This window comes from Novosphingobium flavum (genome assembly GCF_014230315.1).
In the GTDB taxonomy this organism is placed as follows: domain Bacteria; phylum Pseudomonadota; class Alphaproteobacteria; order Sphingomonadales; family Sphingomonadaceae; genus Novosphingobium; species Novosphingobium flavum.
Genome location: NZ_JACLAW010000005.1, coordinates 25,545 through 44,004, shown reverse-complemented (window position 1 = coordinate 44,004; position 18,460 = coordinate 25,545). Strand labels below are relative to the sequence as shown.

General features: G+C 66.8%; 13 protein-coding genes. 3 read left to right on the top strand and 10 right to left on the bottom strand.

Annotated elements, in window-relative coordinates; all coding sequences use genetic code 11:
• The first annotated feature begins 211 nt into the window (after positions 1-211).
• Entirely contained in the window at positions 212-1,540 is a 1,329-nt protein-coding gene (locus H7F51_RS07420) for an MFS transporter (protein WP_281384427.1), read from the top strand.
• A complete protein-coding gene (locus H7F51_RS07415; RefSeq protein ID WP_185663614.1) occupies positions 1,537-3,363 on the top strand; it encodes a DUF8034 domain-containing protein in 1,827 nt (608 codons plus the stop codon). The genes H7F51_RS07420 and H7F51_RS07415 overlap by 4 nt, the downstream gene beginning before the upstream one ends.
• A gap of 4 nt (positions 3,364-3,367) precedes the next feature.
• Here the strand turns inward: H7F51_RS07415 and H7F51_RS07410 are convergent, their stop codons facing one another.
• The 4 genes from H7F51_RS07410 to H7F51_RS07395 form a co-directional block, all read right to left on the bottom strand.
• Positions 3,368-4,921 carry a carboxylesterase/lipase family protein gene (locus H7F51_RS07410; RefSeq protein WP_343061242.1) on the bottom strand — a complete coding sequence of 518 codons (1,554 nt, stop codon included), beginning with the start codon at positions 4,919-4,921 and terminating at the stop codon, positions 3,368-3,370.
• Complete coding sequence (locus H7F51_RS07405) at positions 4,918-5,808, bottom strand: LysR family transcriptional regulator (RefSeq protein ID WP_185663613.1); 891 nt, start codon at positions 5,806-5,808, stop codon at positions 4,918-4,920. Before H7F51_RS07405 ends, H7F51_RS07410 begins: the two co-directional genes overlap by 4 nt.
• 17 nt (positions 5,809-5,825) lie before the next feature.
• A complete protein-coding gene (kdgD, locus tag H7F51_RS07400; RefSeq protein ID WP_185663612.1) occupies positions 5,826-6,755 on the bottom strand; it encodes a 5-dehydro-4-deoxyglucarate dehydratase in 930 nt (309 codons plus the stop codon).
• A gap of 378 nt (positions 6,756-7,133) precedes the next feature.
• Positions 7,134-7,880, bottom strand: coding sequence for an SDR family NAD(P)-dependent oxidoreductase (locus H7F51_RS07395; protein ID WP_185663611.1), 747 nt, complete (start codon positions 7,878-7,880; stop codon positions 7,134-7,136).
• 122 nt (positions 7,881-8,002) lie between these two features.
• Between H7F51_RS07395 and H7F51_RS07390 the strand changes: the two genes are divergently transcribed.
• Positions 8,003-8,896 carry a LysR substrate-binding domain-containing protein gene (locus H7F51_RS07390; protein ID WP_185663610.1) on the top strand — a complete coding sequence of 298 codons (894 nt, stop codon included), beginning with the start codon at positions 8,003-8,005 and terminating at the stop codon, positions 8,894-8,896.
• Positions 8,897-8,934: 38 nt separating this feature from the next.
• Here the strand turns inward: H7F51_RS07390 and H7F51_RS07385 are convergent, their stop codons facing one another.
• From H7F51_RS07385 to H7F51_RS07360, 6 genes are all read right to left on the bottom strand, one after another.
• The gene (locus tag H7F51_RS07385; RefSeq protein ID WP_185663609.1) at positions 8,935-9,447 is read right to left on the bottom strand and encodes a DUF1993 domain-containing protein; all 513 of its coding nucleotides are present in this window, start codon (positions 9,445-9,447) and stop codon (positions 8,935-8,937) included.
• 137 nt (positions 9,448-9,584) lie between these two features.
• Complete coding sequence (locus tag H7F51_RS07380; protein WP_185663608.1) at positions 9,585-12,683, bottom strand: efflux RND transporter permease subunit; 3,099 nt, start codon at positions 12,681-12,683, stop codon at positions 9,585-9,587.
• 3 nt (positions 12,684-12,686) lie between these two features.
• A complete protein-coding gene (locus H7F51_RS07375; RefSeq protein WP_185663607.1) occupies positions 12,687-13,673 on the bottom strand; it encodes an efflux RND transporter periplasmic adaptor subunit in 987 nt (328 codons plus the stop codon).
• Positions 13,670-15,082 (bottom strand): TolC family protein, encoded by a 1,413-nt coding sequence (locus tag H7F51_RS07370; RefSeq protein ID WP_343061241.1) that lies wholly within the window; start codon positions 15,080-15,082, stop codon positions 13,670-13,672. The genes H7F51_RS07375 and H7F51_RS07370 overlap by 4 nt, the downstream gene beginning before the upstream one ends.
• A 76-nt stretch (positions 15,083-15,158) precedes the next feature.
• A complete protein-coding gene (locus H7F51_RS07365; protein WP_185663606.1) occupies positions 15,159-15,890 on the bottom strand; it encodes a COG4705 family protein in 732 nt (243 codons plus the stop codon).
• A gap of 142 nt (positions 15,891-16,032) precedes the next feature.
• On the bottom strand, positions 16,033-18,438 hold the full coding sequence (locus tag H7F51_RS07360) for a TonB-dependent receptor (protein WP_185663605.1): 2,406 nt from the start codon (positions 18,436-18,438) through the stop codon (positions 16,033-16,035).
• Between the last annotated feature and the right edge of the window lie 22 nt (positions 18,439-18,460).

Genomic DNA, 18,460 nt, shown 5'->3' with positions numbered 1-18,460 from the left:
CGCGCAAGAGCGGCCAGATGCCAACCTCAATCCGGCATGAATCATTGCGCAACTTGCACTGATCCTACCCAGGCGGCGCTCAGGACCTGTCGATCATGCCACCCCTTGGCTTGATCGTGCTGCTATTCGGCTTGGACCGCGCGATCTGCCTTCGGTACCCTGCGACATGCAAGCCGGCGCACCATCGATGACGCCGGACGAGGAGAGTAGGATGCATATGACTGCCGATCGGCACGTCGCTAGTCGCCCGACGCGGGTGCGCTACAAGATCATCGCGCTGATCTTCATCATCACCTCGCTGAACTATGCGGATCGGGCCACCTTCTCCATCGCCGGGTCCGCCGCATCAACCGAACTGGGCCTGTCGCCGATACAGACCGGCTTCATCCTCAGCGCGTTCGCCTGGGCCTATGCGCTGGCACAGATCCCCGGCGGCGCGCTGCTCGACCGGTTCGGGACCAAGCGCATCTACGCGGGGGCCATCGCGATCTGGTCGCTGTTCACCGCGGCTCAGGCTATGATCGGACTGGTCCCCGGCCTCACGGCCGTAACGACCCTGTTCACGCTGAGATTCCTTGTCGGGCTGGCGGAAGCCCCATCGTTTCCCGGCAACGCGCGGCTCGTCGCGGCATGGTTCCCCGGCCCCGAGCGCGGCACGGCCTCGGCGATCTTCAACAGCGCCCAATATTTCTCGCTGGTTGCCTTCGCCCCGCTGATGGGCTGGCTGGTCCACAGCCACGGCTGGCGCTCGGTCTTCTGGACGATGGGCGGCCTCGGCGTGATCGCCGCGCTGGTGTTCGTGCGCTTCATCCACGGACCGGATCGCCATCCGGCGATCAATGCGGCCGAACTGGACCTCATCCGCGAGGGCGGCGGCCAGATCGGCATGGAGCAGCGTGGCAATGGCTCGGCAACCTTCACCTGGCCCAACGTCCGCGTGCTGCTGACCAACCGGATGATGATCGGCATCTATCTCGGCCAATATTGTATCAATGTGCTGACCTATTTCTTTGTCACCTGGTTTCCGATCTACCTCGTCAAGGAGCGCGGGATGAACATCCTCGAGGCCGGGTTCGCCGCGGCACTCCCGGCGCTCTGCGGGTTCGCGGGCGGCCTTGCCGGTGGCATCTGTTCCGACCGCATCCTCAAGCGCACCGGCAACCTTGATCGCGCGCGCAAGGTGCCGCTGGTCGCCGGAATGCTGCTGGCGACGTTGATCCTCGCCTGCGTCTGGGTCGATACGGGCTGGCTGGTAATCGTGCTGATGAGCCTTGCCTTCTTCGGCAAGGGCATCGCCTCGCTCGGGTGGGCGGTGATGGCCGACGTTGCCCCGCGCAAGCTGGCAGGGCTTTCGGGCGGCGTGTTCAACATGTTCGGGAACATGGCCGGGATCGTGACCCCGGTGGTCGTGGGCTATATCGTCGCGGTGACCGGATCGTTCGATCTCGCGCTGGCATTCGTCGCCGCTCACTGCCTGCTCACCATCGTGGCCTACACCATGGTTGTCGGCCCGATCCGGCGGCTGGAACTGGGCGAATGAGCCTTACCCGGCGTGCAGTCCTGGTCGGCGGCGGTGCCCTTGCCGCGGCCCCTGCCCTTGCCCGCGGCAGTCCGGCTCCCTTCCTGATCGCAAGCGCGATGGCCGCGCCGCGCTGGGCCCGGTTGCAGCGCGACTTGCTTGCCGCGAATGCCGCGGCTTGCGAAGACCACTTTGCGAAGTATGTCAGCACTGACGACGAGTTGCTCTGCTTCCCCCGCTGGGGCGCGAACGACGGGCCGGACGACGCGGCGGAGTTCACCAACGATTGGGTCCTCCTTCACGCACTCGGCGGGTCGGACCGGCTGCTCACGCTGTCGCAGCGCTTCTGGGAAGGGCACCTGCGGCAATATTCCCGGGCGCGGACCAAGGACGTGCCGATTGCGCGGCAGGGCATGTATTTCCGCGAGTTCCCGGTGCAGATGGACTGGCAGCACAATGCCGAAGGGCTGACGACGTTCAACGTCATGGGCTTGTCCGCGCCGACCGATCCGCGATTGGTCATGCGGACCCGGCGCTATGCCGATTTCTACACCGGTGCCGACCCCACGGTTCGCAACTACGACCGCCGGCATCGCATTATCCGCAGCGTGCTCAACGGCAGCCGCGGGCCGTTGTTGCGCAAGCCCACCCCTCTCGACTGGGCAGGCGATCCGTTCGACGCCCGCCCGTTCCACCTGGAACACGGCGAGGAGGGATATGCGCAGTTTCTCCGGCACTACGTCGAATATACCGATGTCATCGGCGACAATCCGCTGAACCTGCAATCCACCACGCTCGGGCTCAACGCCTATGCCCTTGGCGCGGGCGAGCGGTTCCGGCGCTGGGCGGTCGATTACTTCGATGCATGGATGGACCGGGCACGGGCCAATGGCGACATCCTGCCGAGCAAGGTCGGGCTCGACGGCAAGACCGCGCCCGACTGGTGGGGCGGCACTTACGGCTGGAATTTTGCTCCCATCGTGCCGCAGACCGGAGAACGGGAGGGCCGCAACCGCGTGCCGCGCGCGATCACCGCGTTCTACAATGCGCTGCTGCTGACCGGCGACATGGAATACCTGCGCCTCTGGCGCCGCCAGACCGCGCGGATCAACAACGCGGCACGGCAGATCGACGGCAAGCTCCAGACCCCCACTCTTTTCGGCCCCGATGGCTGGCACGGTTGGCAAACCGGCCCCTATCGCACCAGCACGTTCGAGATCTGGTACGCCACCCAGCAAGCCGAGGACCGCGTTGCCGCAGGCGATCATCCGTGGATCGCGTTCCTCGAAGGGCGTAACCCGGGCTACGCCGAGAAGGCGCTGGAAGCCGATCTGGCGCATGTCGCCGCACGGGTCGAAGCGCGCAAGGCCGACACGACCACACCGGCCACCCGGCTCGCTGACTGGACGCTGGACTACAACCCCGCCAGCGCCTCCGCGCTGGTCCAGACGATGACCGGCGGCCTGCACATTGCCCGCCCGTCCTGGTCCGCGACGTCTCCGCCGCAAGGCGGCGTGCCGCTTCATTGCCGCCTGCGCTATTTTGACCCGGCAAAGCGCCGCGCCGGTGTGCCCGACGATGTCGCCGCACTGGTCCATTCGCTCGGCGACAGGCAAACGGAGGTTACCTTGATCAACCTCGGCCCGTCCTCGCGCGAGGTGATCGTGCAAGGCGGCGCCTATGCCGAGCACCGGATCGACAGCGTGCGGATCGGCAGCGAACAGCGCGCCGTGGGCGGCCGCCATTTCCCCGTGCGGCTGGAACCGGGCTGCGGGGCGCGCCTGACGCTCGCCATGACCCGCTATGCCAACCGGCCAACGCTGGCCTTCCCGTGGAATCGGTAAGCCGTCAGCCGCCCGGTTTGTTATAGGGCGCGACCGCCAGCAGCCTGCGCTCTGCGGAACGCGGATCGTTTTCCACCCGCACGTCCCGGTCGAAGATCATGGTCGCACGGGTGGAAAGGTCGAAAATCGGCCAGCGCGGCAGGTCGCCGCCGCCCGGATCTCCGGTGCGGGCGAGGCGCACGAAAGCATCGGCCATGCAATCCGCCAGCAGCCGAGCCTCAGGGCTGTTGCCGGTGCGGGCAGCGGCCAGATGCGTGTTCGCAAAGACCAGCCCGATGTCGAGCGTATGAAAGGCCCCCAGAGCGCCGCCTGCCTCCGGCGCCGCAAAATCAAGCTGGTACATCCATGTCGGCGCCCCGATCCGGGCGCGCTCCTCCGCCTGGATCAGATGCCCCGGCCATGAACGCGCGGCAGTGGACGCGGCAAGCAGGATCTGTCCCGGTGAGCGGCCGGGATAAAGATCGCGGTAACGCGCGATCAACCACACGGGATCGACGTCCTTCACGATCTCGCGCGCCAGCCGCGCGGGAAGGTTGTCCCAGGTCGTATCCCCGGCAATCAGGGTCTTCTGCAGCCAATAGCCGGTTTCGTCATGCGTGTTGCCGATGATCAGCGGAATATGCGCCGCCTCGCGCGGGGCGTCCGGGTAGAACGGGTGACGCGGGAGAACGTGATGATCGAGCGTCGAGGTAAAGCTGATTTCGCCCTTCCCCTCCAGCGGGTCGGTCATGCCCATCGCATCGACCAGGCGTTCGACCGGCAGTGACGCAAGTTCCGCGAAATTCGCCGCTCCGGCCTTGGTCATCCAGGCTTTCGCGCGCTCGGTCGCATGATTGGGACCGGCAGCGGTAACGTGCTGCCCGCTCATCGTCGCGGCGGCATGAAACAGCGGCCGCGCTTCGGGCATGGCCATCAATGTCACGACCTTCGCCCCGCCGCCGGACTGGCCGAAGATCATCACCCGGCCCGGATCGCCCCCGAACCCGGCAATATTGTCCCGCACCCAGCGCAGCGCGAGCACGATGTCGAGATTGCCGACGTTGCCCGATTCAGCCGGGCCGCCAAGGCGCGCCAGATAGGCATAGCCCAATGCGGCGAGCCGGTGATTGAGCGTCACCACGACGACGTCGCCCCGCCGCGCAAGGTTCGCGCCATCGGTCACCGGGTCGGACCCGGACCCGTGGCTGTGCGCCCCGCCATGGAGATAGACCATCACCGGACGGCGCCCGGCATCAAGGCCCGGCGTCCAGACGTTGAGGAACAGGCAATCCTCGCTGGTCGGCTCGCCCGCGCCGGTCTGCGGAGCGGCGGCGCCATGGCGCGTGGCATCGGCCACATCGCGCCACGGCATCGGGGGCGCGGCAACGGCAAATCGGTTCAGGCGGGTATCTGCGCCATAGCGGATGCCGCGAAACGCCGATATGCCGTCGCGGCGCACTCCGCGCACCGGCCCATGTCGGGAAACCGCAACCGGATCGCCGCGCAGCGCGAAGGCGGAATGCGGCATCACCAGCGGCGCCGCGAGCATTCCCACCATCAGGTCGCGCCGGGACGTCACACTACCGCCGTTTCCAGGCAGAGCTTGCGCATCGCGTCGAGCGCCGGGTTGGCATTATCGCGCTTCCACGCCAGGTAGAGCTCGACCGGCCTTTCCGGTTCTGTCGTCAACTGGCGGAATTGCACGTCGTCGGGGTGAAGGCCGGTGGCCGATTGGGGCACGATCGCCGCTGCCAGGCCCGCCCGGACGAGGCCGAGCATCGAATGGATCTGGGTGACATGCTGCACATATTGCGGCGTGACGCCGGCGTCGTCGAACAGGCGCACCAGCATGTCGTGGAAATAGCCGGCGCCCTGCCGCGAATACATGATCAGCGGCTGGTCATCGAGGTCGGCGGGCTCCAGCGCCGATTTTGCTTGGCGGTGATCGCCGGAAGGCAGCGCAACGACCAGCGGTTCGCTCAGCATCAAGACCGTCTCGAATTCCCCGCGCACGATCGGGGGGCGGACGAAACCAATGTCGATCAGGCCGGTGAGAAGGGCATCGGTCTGGTCACCGCTGACCATCTCGCGAAGTTCGAGATCGATATTCGGCAGGGCCGCCCGCGCCTGCGAGACGATCTGCGGGACCAACATATAGCCGGAGACGGCAGTGAACCCGATGGAAACCTTGCCCGCATCCCCCTTGGCCACCCGCCGCGCCGAGAGCGATGCGCTTTCCGCAAGCCGCACGATCCGCCGCGCCTCGATCAGGAATACCCGGCCCGCCGGGGTTAGCGAGACGTTGCGGCTCGTCCGCTCCAGCAAGGTGACATCCAGAATCCGCTCGAGCAGCTGTATTTGCCGGCTGAGCGGCGACTGGGTCATGTTGAGGCGCTGCGCCGCGCGGCCGAAGTGCAGTTCCTCGGCGGCGGCGACGAAGCAGCGAAGCTGGCTGAGCTCGAACATGGCTCAGCGTAACCCCATCAGGCGGCCGTTGCGAGGGCCTTGGGCGAGACCCTTTCGATCAGCCCGCGCAGTTCCTCATGCTCGGCTTGCGAGAGATCGGTCAGCGGCGAACGGACCGGGCCGGCATCGCGGCCGATCACCTTGCATCCAGCCTTCACGATCGAAACCGCATAGCCCCGCCCGCGGTTGCGCAAGGCGATATAGGGCAGGACGAAATCGTTGAGTTGCTTGACGACCTCCGCCCCGTCGCCCGCACGGACCGACTTGTAGAAGGCCAGCGCCCATTCCGGCATGAAGTTGAAGATCGCCGACGAATAGGTCGTCACGCCCATCGTCAGATAGGGCATTGCGAATGTTTCGGCGGTAGGAAGACCGCCGATGTAGGTCAGGCGATCTCCCATGCGGGCGTGAATTCGGGTCATCAATTCGATATCGCCGACCCCGTCCTTGTAGCCGACGAGGTTTGCATTGCGCTCACATAGCCGGGCCAGCGTATCGGCCTCGACGATGGCGTTGTCGCGATTGTAGACGATAACACCAAGGCTGGTCGAACGGCACACCGCTTCGATATGCGCCGCAAGGCCTTCCTGCGAAGGGTTGACCAGATACGGCGGCAAGAGGAGCACGCCATCGGCCCCCGCCTTTTCAGCATCGCGGGCGATCTGCGTGGCGATAGCCGTACCGTATCCGCATCCGGAGATCACCGGGACATCGGCCTTGCGCTCAGCCACGGCGGCGCGGAGAACCGTTCCGACTTCTTCCGGCGTTAGCGAAAAGAACTCGCCGGTGCCTCCCGCGGCAAACAGCCCGGAAAGGTCATGCTCCAGCATCCACGCGCAATGAGCACGATAGGGCGCTTCGTCGAATTGACCGTCAGCGCCGAAATGAGTGACCGGGAAGGACAGCAGTCCTTCGCCAAGCCGGCGCGCCATCGTGACGGGATCCATTGAAGCACTCCTCTCCTGCACCCGGTGACAGCCTTGCACCGGTGAGAGCTAGCTACGATCTTGCCCGCCACGGGTCCAAACCAAACCCGCGATGGATCAATGCGCAAATTGGATCGATTTTTGAGCGGCCGGCCTGTGAGCTCACTCCGTCCCCGGGTCACCTCTCAGCGGCAATCAACAGCGAGAGCCCCACGGAGTTCTGCTCTTCATGAGGCTCGAATTTGCAGATCCCCAGACATCGACGGTCCCGCCGTTCCAACATTCGGTGCCAGGCGCCGAAAGGGGTCATTGGCTCATGGGTGCTCGAGAGCAGTGCGCTGGTCAGCAAGTGCCCGCATCCTTCGCCGTGATCGAGGATGCGGGCGCCTGTTCGGTTGCTCAGATCTGCACCTGGCCGCCATCGACGAAGAGTTCGATGCCATTGATATAGCTGGCGTCGTCCGAAGCGAGGAACAGCACTGCCTTGGCGATTTCCTCGGGCTGCGCAACGCGGCCTGCGGGGATCAGGCTGGAAAGGTAATCCTTGGTCCCTTCCGCATTCTCGCCGAACAGGTGGTCGACCCCCGGCGTGTCGGTCAGCCCCGGGCTGATGGCGTTGACGCGAATGCGGCGGTCCTTGAGGTCAAGGATCCAGTTACGGGCAAAGCTGCGGACCGCGGCCTTGCTCGCCGAATAGACGCTGAAAGCCGGGTTGCCCGAAATGCTGACCGTCGATGCGGTGAGGATCACCGAGGCGCCATCGCGGAGCAGCGGAAGTGCCTTTTGCACGGTGAACAACACGCCCTTCACGTTGGTGTCGAAAGTGCTTGCATAGTGCTCCTCGCTGATCGCGCCGAGCGGGGCAAACTCACCGCCGCCCGCATTGGCAAAAAGGGCGTCGATCTGGCCGTGCTGCTGCTGGACCGCGTCGTAAAGCCGGTCGATGTCGCGCAGGTCGGCCATGTCGCCGCGCACACCGGTCACGCGCCCGCCGATGGCCTTGAGCGCGCCGTCCAGCGCTTGCTGACGGCGGCCGGTGATGAAGACCGATGCACCCGCATCGGCAAAGGCCTTGGCCGTGGCCAGGCCGATGCCCGAAGTACCGCCGGTGACCACCACCACCTTGTTGTTGAAGTCCTGTGCCATCGTTCATTCTCCTGTCGATCCGTGCCGCGCCCCAGCGGCGCCGCTGACGAGGAGATGCATCCGGAACGATCTTGGCTGTAGACGGCAAAATTGCTACTTAGCGTTCCATCAGAGGAACGATGATGCGCGCCGATCTCAATGACTATGCCTATTTCGCCGCCGTCGTGACGCATGGCGGCTTTGCCTCCGCAGGGCGCGCGCTGCGCGAACCCAAGTCGAAGTTGAGCCGCCGCATCGCGGGGCTGGAGGCGCGGCTGGGCGTGCGGCTGATCGAGCGCTCCAGCCGCCGCTTCCGCGTGACGGAGGTTGGCCAGAGCTTCTACGAACGCTGCCGCGCAATGCTGGAAGAGGTCGAACAAGCTGAGGCGGCCGTCGCGGAGACACATGCCGAACCGCACGGCCGCATACGCTTCAGTTGCCCGACGGGGCTGGTGGAGGTGATCACTCCCCTGGCCGCGTCGTTCCTTGCGCGCTATCCCAAGGTGCGGCTCCAACTGGTGGCGATTGATCGTTCGGTCGACCTGATCGAGGAACGCATTGACCTGGCCTTGCGCGTCCGCGTGGCGCTGAGCGGTGACGCCGCGCTGACCATGCGCTCACTCGGCCATTCCTCGCGCATTCTGGTGGGCTCGCCGCAGATGGCGAACCGGATCGGCGGCGACATAGCAGCGCTCGCAGGGCAACCGACCCTGGGCACCAGCGACGAGATCGGCGAGATCGACTGGCATCTGGAGCGGGAAGATGGCGCTGCTCACCACATTCGCCATGAGCCCCGCATGACGTGCAGCGATTTCGCCGCCGTACGGGCCGCCGCCATCGCCGATCTGGGCGTGGCGCTGCTGCCCGACCATGTCTGCGCGGACGCGTTAAGCCAAGGCCGGCTGGTTCAGCTGCTGCCTGAATGGCGCGCGCAAACAGGGATCGTCCATCTGGTCTTTACGACCAGGCGCGGGCTGCCACCGGCGGTGCGTGCACTGATCGATCATCTGGTCGCTCATTTCCCGAAGGGGCGCTGATGCTCCTCCGCCAACCTGACCCCCGGATGCATCGAGACTTACAGCGACTTCGGCATCCCGAGGTGCTGCAGGAAATCAGGCTTCCCGACGGTGACGCCATTGGCGCGAAGTATCGCGTAGGCGGTGGTCACATGGAAAAAGAAATTGGGGAGCGCAAAACCGGTCAGGTATGCGCTACCGGTGAATTGATATCCCATCCCGTTCGGGAACTTCAGCTCGACCGCCCTCGTCTCGGCATTCTCAAACGCGCCTGGCTGCACGCTTTCGATGAATGCGATGGTACGTGCGCATCGTTCCTTCAATTCCGCGAAACTGGCTTCCGTATCGGGCATGGCCGGTGCATCGATGCCGCAGAGCCGACCGATAGCGTTCTTGGCAGTGTCCGACGCCATCTGGAACTGGGACGACAGCGGGCGCATGTCAGGCGCAAGCCGGGCGTCGATCAAATCGCTTTCGGCCTTTTCAGCCGACGCCTTGTCAAGCCAGGCACTCATATTCCGGAGTGAGTGGATGAACACCGGCGCGGAAGCTTCGTAAATATTGAAGCCCATGAGATTCTCTTCCCGGATTACTGTGCTCTGCCAGTTATGGCGGGGTTGCCCGGGCGAGGCAACCGGATCCAGCGCGCTCTGTTCATGCTCGGCAGGCGGACTGGCTTGCGAGGGCAAAGAATGCCCCGCGTCGCCCCCTAGCCCGCATCGGTGCGCGCACCATCAACAGGCCGGCCAAACCTCCAGCCCCAGACCAGCGCCGGCAGCAGCAGAAGCGTCAGCACCAGTGAGCTCACCAGCCCGCCGAGGATGACCAGCGCCATCGGCCCCTCGATCTCGCGGCCCGACTGGCCGGACTGGATCGCAATCGGCAGCAGCGCGAAGGCCGTGACAAGTGCGGTCAGCAGGATCGGTGTAACCCGCTCGCGCACCGCATGCAGCAGCGTTGCAAGCGACCATTCGTGACCTTCCTCGAGCACGAGGTGATCGACGTGCGACACCAGCAGGATCGCGTTGCGGGCCGAAATTCCGAACAGGGTGATGAAGCCGACGAGGGCGCCGAGCGAGATAACCCCGCCGGTCAGCGCCATCGCCATCATCCCGCCGGCAAGTGCCAGCGGCAGGCCGGCAAGGATCAGCAGCGCCGGGCGCAGTCCGCCGAAGGCGAGCACCAGCAGGGCGATCATCGCCACGGCGGCGATGGCGACATGGGCCGCGAGTTCGCGCTGGGCAGCGGCCGTGCCCTCGGCCGCTCCGGCCCATGACAGGAATACGCCGGGCGGGAGCTTCACCGAGCCGGCGATCCGGGTCTGGGCGGCGGCAACCACACTGGTGACATCGGAGCCGGGCGCGACATTGGCGGTGACGACCTGGCGACGCTGGCCACCCTCGTGCTCGATCGACTGGCGCGACTGGCCGAGCGAGATTTCGGCGATGTCACCCAGCGGGACCGCGCTTCCGCCCGCACCGCGCACCAGCACCTTGCCGAGCGCTTCGGGATCGCGGTGCAGCGCCGGCGGCAGGGCGATCGCGACGTCTATGGCACGATCGGCCAGCGCCACCTGCCCGGCATCAAGCCCGGCGAACGTCGCGCGGATGGCATCGCCTGCGTCGGCGGCGGTCACCCCGTGCAGGCCCATCCGCGCCGGATCGAGGGTGATCCCGAGCATCGGAGTTCCGGGGGCCGAGCGCTCCTGCACATCGGCAGCACCGGGCGTGGCGCTCAGGGCGGCGGCAACCTGCCCGGCAACGCGGTCGAGTACGTCGAGATCGGAGCCGTGGACGCTGACGGAGATCGCTGCCGTCTCACCGGACAGGCTCTCGCTGATCCGGTCGCCAAGGAAGGTGGTGACTTCGCTTTGCAGGGCGGGAGTCCTGGCCAGAACGTCGCGGATCGCGGCAAGCGCCTGATCCTCGCCCTGCCCGTTCACGTCCTTGAGCCGCAGGTGCAGTTCGCCCTTGTTGGGCGGCCAGGTGTCTTCGCCCGCCTCCGCACGGCCCATCTGCTCTTCCACGCTCAAAACCTGCGGGATGGCCAGCAACTGGTGCGACAGGCGCGTGCCCGTCTGCTTCATCCAGTCGAGCGAGGCACCGGGCGGGCCGGAGACCTGGAGCACGTAGTGCCGCTCGCGGAAGGCTGGCAGGAGCTCGCTCCCGAACAGGGGCACAGCGGCCAGCACGGCAACGCCGATCAGGGCAACGGTGATTGCAGCCGCGCGCGGGCGGGCGCATATTCGCGCCACCAGCTGGGCATGGCGATCCTTCAATCGGACCAATCCGGCGGGCTCGGCGGCCGGCTCGCGGCCGCGCAGGAGAAGGAGGGCGAGCGCCGGGGTCACCGTCATCGCCACGACCAGCGAGGCCAGCGTCGCCAGCAGGAAGGCAAGGCCGAGCGGCGCAAAAAACGCGCCCTGCAGCCCGGTCAGCAGGATCACCGGGATCATCGTCAGGGCCAGCACGAAGGTGGCATAGACCACCGGCGCGCGCACCTCGACCGAGGCCGCGGCGATGATCTCGCGCCGGGCGGCCATGTCTGTCACCCCACGCAGGCGGCGGACGATGTTCTCGATGTCGACGATGGCATCATCGATTACCACGCCCAGAGCCACGGCAAGGCCGCCCAGCGTCATGGTGTTGATCCCCTGCCCCAGCCGGTCGAGCACGATCAGCGCGGCGAGCAGCGAGAGCGGGATCGAGACGAAGGCGATCAGCGTGACCCTGAGGTCGCGCAGGATCACGACCAGCACAATTGCGATCATCAGCGCGCCGACCAGCAGGTCGCCCGTGATCCCGGCGAGCGCATGTTCGACGAAATTGGCCGGGCGGTGCAGCGCCGGATAGACCGTGACGCCTTGCGCCCTGAGCGCCGGGGTTACCTCGGCCAGCGCCGCTTCAAGCGCGCGGGTGGCATCGAGTGTGTTCGCGCCGTACTGGCTCGACATGGTCATCAGCACGCCGGGCCGCCCCATGACGAGCGCATCACCGAAGGGCGGAGCGGCCGCGTCAGTGACTTGCGCCACGTCGCCGATCCGGGCCGAGCCGCCGCTGCCGCTGGCGAGTACGGAATTGGCGATCTCGCCCGCCGTGGTCGCGCTGGCGCCGGGATCGACCAGAATGCGCTGGTTGGGCGTATCCGCAAAACCGCCGCCATTGACGCTGATCGCCCGCTCAACCGCCGTCTTGAGGTCGGCCAGCGTCAGGCCCCGCGCCAGAAGGCTCGCGGGATCGGCCCGCACCTCGATCCGCCGCCGTTCCCCGCCGAACACGTTGGCCCGCGCGACGCCCTGCGCGGCGAGCAGGCGCGGACGAACGGTCCATTCGACGAGATCGCGCAGCTGCATCGGGCTCAACCGGTCGGAGGTAAAGCCGATCTTGAGCAGGTCCATCGTCGAGGAGACCAGCGGGGTGAGGCGCGGGGCATCCACCCCGGCCGGCAGGCGCGGCAGGGCATCGGCCAATGCCTCCGACACCTGCTGGCGCGCGCGATAGGCATCGCTGCCCTCACGGAAGGTGACATCGATCACCGACAGGCCCTGAATCGATTCCGAGCGGACGGACTCGACCCCATTGGCCCCGTTGATCACTTCCTCGAGCGGGCGGGTCACGAGCAGTTCGACCTGCTGCGGCGACAGCCCCGGCGCCTCGGTCTGCACACTGGCCTGCGGCGGGACGAAATCGGGAAAGACATCGTAAGCCGCATCGCGCAAGGTGACGAGGCCAAGCGCCAGGACCATCGCGGCGGCGAGCAGGATCAGCCATGGATAGCGCAGCGACTGGCGGACGACGGCCGAAAGCATCGCTCAGTCTTCCGCCGCAGCCGGGGCCGCGTGTTCGAGGCCGAGCAGGGTTCCGGCTCCGCTGACCACCACACTGTCGCCGGCCTTCAGCCGTCCGGCCGGGACGATCCAGCCCTGCGGCGAGGCGACCGCGCCGTCGAGCGGCACCCGTTCATACGTGTCCTTGGCGGCCGGGCGCCAAGCGAAAAGGCCTCCCTCGGTGCGCACGATCGCCTCACGCGGGACCAGCAAGCCGGCTTGCGCCGCGCCGAGCCGGCGATGCGCAGCCAGCACCCGCCCGACCCCGGCGCGCGGCGCCAGCGGACCGCGCAGCAGCGCCAGAACGCCCACGCTTTGGAGCTGGCTGTCCCCGGCGGCGGCCGGGCCAAGGACGCGGACCTGCGCCGTACCCGGAGCGAGATCGACGGTGATGCTGTCGCCGGGGCGAAGCGCCGCACCGGAGAAATCGAGCCGAAGCAGGGTCAATTCACCGCCTGCCGCCTCGCGCGCCAGTTCGCCAAGCGCCGGGCACCCAAGGCGGGCAAGCCCCGGACCGTATTCCAGCCCGGCCCGCTGGCAAGCGAGCGTCAGCCGCGCCTTGTCAGCTGCGGCCTGAGCACGGGCGGCTTCCACGTCCTTGAGCGCGGCGCCCGCGTCGGCCTTGTTGAGCGCCGCGAGCCGCGCGGCCTCGCGCGATGAAGCGTCGGCAACGGCGCTGGCGGCCTGCGCCTCGGATGCGATTGCGGCCAGCGCGGAAAGATCGAGCGCGCGGGCGAAGCCGGGCTGATCGCCGGTGACGCTGGCCCCGGTCAGCAGCGCGAGCCGGATCTGCACCTGCTGCGCGGCCTCGGGCTCAAGCCTGACCGTGCCTACCGGCGGCGGGGCTTCCGGCGCTTCGGCCTTGGCCGCGTCGTCGGCGTCAGGCGCGGCCGAGCGATGCGCGGCCTCGATGCCGATGGCACCAAGCAAGGCACCGGCCAGCACCAGTCCAGCGGCGTGAAGCCGGTTCATTGCCTGTCTCCCCGAGCAGCATTGACGATCTGCGTTTCCGGCCCGCCAATCGGGCGGCGCAAGGCATCTTCCAGCGCGATTTCCGCCAGCCGGGCGCGGGCGACGGCATCGATTTCGGCCAGGCCCGCTTCGAGCGCCGCGATCTGCGCGGCCTGCCACTCAGCCCGGCCGATTGCCCCGAGCTGCAACCGGTCATCGGCGCGGCGCGCGGCCAGTTCGGTCTGCGGCAGCTCCGCCATGCGCAGGCGTTCAAGTGCGGCAGCGGCGCCGCGCTGTTCGGCCTCGGCACTTTCAATGGCTGTCTGAACGGTTGCGACAGCGGTTTCGATGGTCGCGCCGGCAGCAGCGCGGCGGGCCTCGGCGCCGCGGATCGCGCTGCGATTGAGGTCGAACGAAGGCAATGACAGGCTGAGCGCGAAGGGCAGCTTCACCAGCCCGCGTTCCCAGGTATAGCCGGGCCCGAGGCTGATCGCGGGGGCCTGCTTGGCCAGTTCCCCGCGCAGATCGGCCTCGGCCTGATCATAGGTGACGAGCGCGCGCAGGACATCGGCGCGGCCGGCCATGGCGGCGCGGCGAGCCTCTGCGGTCAATCTCGGCGGCGCGGTGGGCCGGTCGAAATCGCTCCACTGCGGGGCAGCCTCGCCCGCCAGCGCCGCCGCCGGCACACCAAGCACACCAGCCGCGGCAGCGAGCCCGCCAATGCTGCGAGCCTGCGCATCGTCGCGGGCGCGCGCGGCCGCCGCGCGCTGCTGGCGATAGGGATAGAGGTCGAGCCCGGCGATCTCGCCGCTGCGAGCGCGGGCCTCCAGCACGGCGAGTTGCGCATCACGCAGGGCAAGGATGCGCCCTTGCCGCTCGACTTGCGCGGAGCCGGCAAAATAGTCGACCAGACCGCGCTGAAGCGCCGTACGTTCAGCCCAGATCGTCTCTGCCAAGTCATAGCGGGCAGCGACCACCGCGAGATTGGCCCGGTCGATCCGGGCCGAGCGGCGGTCTCCGAAATCGAGCGGCAGGTTCAGGGCCCCGCCGAGCGCCCAAGGCGAATCCGCGCTCGGGTCATTGGCATATTCGCTGGTCAGGGTGAGGCTTGGTGAGGCGGCCTTGCGGGCGGCAGCCGCTTCGCGCGCGGCCACGGCCACGGCGGCGCGGGCCTGTGCGATCTTCGGATCGTATTCCAGCATGGCGACGTAGAGCCCAAGCCGGTCCAGCCTGTCTGTCGTCCGGGCGCCGGGCGCGATCTCTTCCACGCGTTTCCGGACTGCGGCGAGGTCGAGGCTGGCCGCGCTCCGCACGGCGGCGCGCTGGGCCAGGTCGATCGGTGCCGGGGCGACATGCATGCACCCGCCCAGCGCCAGGGCGCCGCCCAGAGCCACCGCCGCCGCGGTTCGTGCGAAAGTCAGCCCGTTCACGCTGTCACGCTTATCCCTGCAAAGGTCTTCCCGCCAGTGACAAGCCGGCAATCTTGGCTGGCTCCACCGCAGGCCATCAGGCCGGGACGGCAGCGGCGGCCGGTCTGGGGCGCGGCCAGCCGGCGACGATCACGAAGACCATGCCGGTAATCAGCGTTGCCAGCGGCAGGCCGATATTGAGCAGGTGATTTTCCGCGAGCCAGTCGCCCATGGCCGTACCCGCCGTGCGGGCAAGACCGATCGCGGCCCAGTAGCCCATTGCCGTGGCGAAGGTACCGCGGGCGACGACGAGAACAAGCGCCAGCGCGCCGCCCAGCAGAACCGAGGCCCAGCCCTGCCCGATGGCGTGGGAGGCATCGTCCCCCAGCACCGTGCCGAGGACGCCGGCGGTGAGCATGGCAGCCCAATAGAGCGCGTGGGTATCGGGCGTGCCTGCCGAGCCGGAGACCACCGGCTTGGCCCACCGGCCGCGAGTCATCCAGCCGAGCACTGCCAGCAAAAGGACAAGCCCTGCGCCGAGCAGAACGCCCGGCACGCGCACGCGGAAGGCGAGAAAATCGGCGATATTGGTGGCACCGGTGCGGATGATGACAATCGCCAGCCAATACCAGGCAGCATGCACCCGATCGTCCCGCCGCTCGAGCAGGAAGGCGATGGCAGCGAAGGCAGCCAGCACGGCCAGTCCCTTGACGATCCCCAGCCCGCTTTCGTGTGCGTAAAGGTCGCCGAGGTTTGTGCCGAACACGCTCGCCATGGTGATGGCAAGCCAATAGCGAATGTTCATCTGCGGCAGATGGATGGTCTTCATGCGATCCCCCCGGAGCTTATGCCTCTGATGGTGGTTGATTAGGCTACCGGCGGGCCTGGGTCGTGAAACAAATTGTCGTAATTTGTCCGCGAAAGCCGGCGGCGGGCACCCCCGGAGTATCCCGCCGCCGGCCCCTCGGCGATCAGATCTTCACGCGGGCATCAACCATGAACGAGCGCGGCGGGAGGAAGCTGAACTGGTCGTCCACGCCATAGGTCTTGCCGTTGGAAATCGCCGTGATCGCCCGGCTGTTGAACAGGTTCGAGACCGTCGCGCCGATGCGGAAGCGCTCGCTGATCTCCTGGCTGATCGCGAACTCGCCCGTGCTGTAGGGGCGGATCCGGTAGGAACGCGGACCGCTGCCCGCATATTCCGTGGCATATTGCGGACCGGTGTACTTCTGGCTGAAAGAGATGCGCAGGCCATCCCGGTTGTAGAAGAACCCAGCTGCCGCCGTGCTGAACGGCGCCTTGGCGGTCTGCGCATCGACGGACGCGCTACGGGTATGGGCATAGTTGTACGACGCGTTGCCAAACAGGGTCAGGCCCCGCACCGGCATGTAGGACACCTGCCCCTCGGCGCCCTTGTATTTGACGCGGCCGATGTTCACGAGCGCATTGGCCGGGGCGCCAACCGACGTATCGCTGGCGATCTTGTTGTTGACGTCGATCATGTAGGCATCGACGTCGACCGAGACCTTGCTGCCGTGCCAGACGGTGCCGACCTGATAGTTGGTCGAGGTCTGCGGCTGGAGCAGCGAGAGGTTCTGGGTCTGGACGGCCTGGTCGGTCGCCGTGCCCGAAGCGGTGTAGAAGCTCGACAGGTCCGGCACATACATGCCCTGCGCATATTGCGCGTAGAACGACCAGTTGCTGACCGGTTGCCAGTTGATCGTGGCAAAGGGCAAGGTCTTGGCCCAGGTCCCGCGCGTGTCGATCGGGGTCCGCGACTTCTGGTTGACCGGGCCGTCGATCGTGCGGGTGAAGTGGACATATTTCACGCCCGGCGTGATCGAGAGGTTGTCCACCGGGCGGAACTCGAACTCGCCGAAGAGCTGGTACTGGTTCCAGGTCGAGTGCTGGAGGTAGGCGATGTTGGCCAGCGAAATGTCCGGCAGGGTTGCCGTGGCGGTGACCGGCGCGAACTTCTCGATGTAGGCGGGGGCCCGGCCCGTGGTCCAGTCGAAGTCGATCAGGTGGCGGTCGGTGTCGGCCTTTTCGTACCAGCCGCCGAGCCGCACCTTGCCCATGCTAAACTCGTAGTTGAGCTGGCCGATATAGCCGAGCACCCGGTACTTGTTGAGCTTGTGATAGCCCAGCACGTCGCTCACCGGTCCCTTGGTGGCGACATAGGGCGAGGCCGAGGTGCCCGATCCGCTGAAGCCTGTCACGGTCTGGCCGGTGTTACCCGACAGGGTGTTGTTGGTGTAGCCATACATGTAGGCACGGTTGTCCATCGACAGGCCCGAACCCAGTTCGCTCTGGAGACGGACGTAGGAGAAGTCGGTGGTCTTGTCGGTGCGGTTGTAAAGCCAGTAGTCCTGCTTGGTCGGATCGTTGCCGAGGCCGTAGTTCCCGCCATACATGCCAATGTTGGATGCGGCCGTGCAGGCATCGGCGGAAAGCTGGGTGCCGGCCGCCAGCGCAGTGCCGCCGGTGCCGCAGGTCGCGCCCTTGTTGACGTCGGACTGGTAGTAGAAATTGCGGTTCCACGTGCTCATTACCGTCAGGGTGTTGGCCGTGCCGATCGGCACCACCAGCTTCGCATAGAGGTTCTTGGAGTTGACCGGCGAATTGGTGAGTGCGCCATCGGAACGCAGGAATTGCCCGGTCACCACCAGCTTCGCATCGCCCAGGCTGGCGATCTTGCCGCTCTGCAGCTCGAACCGGCCGATGAAGGTGTTCCAGTTGCCGAGCAGGGCCTCGACCTGGCCGCCCCGTTCATCCTTCGCCGCGCGCGAATACATGTTGATGTTGCCGCCATAGGTCGCCTGGCCGAGCTGGCTGGCATTGCCCGGACCGCGGTCGACCACGACAGTCTCGATCGTGGTCGAGGGGAAAAAGGCGGTCGAGTGGTGCGTCGGATTGTTGGTGTCGGCAAACGGAATGGAATCGTAGGTGACGTTATAGTCGCCGTCCTGGAAGCCACGGATCGTCGCCTTGGTCTCGCCGAAGCCCGCCCCGTTCGCCGTGCCCGAAATAGATACGCTGGGGGTAATCGCGATCAGTTCGTTGAAGTCTGAGGCGGCATTGGCATTGTCGATGAACTCGCGGCTCACCGCGGCCTGCGGCTGGGTGGTCGTAAGCGACGCGGTGACCGGCGCCACCTCGGCGGTGTGCGAGCCGGTGACGATGATGTCGGACGAGGTCAGCGACTGCTTGTCGTTGGCCTGCCCGGCCTGGTTGGCCGTGGTCGACTGGTCATCCGAGGCGGCGGCATCGGCGCTGGTGGCAGTATCGGCGGCGGTCTCGGCCGCATGGACCGGAATGGCAACGGTCAGCAGGCTGGACGCGGCCAGCAAGGCCGCGCGGAAGTGAAGCTTGGTCATGGTTTCCCTCATGTTCTGAACG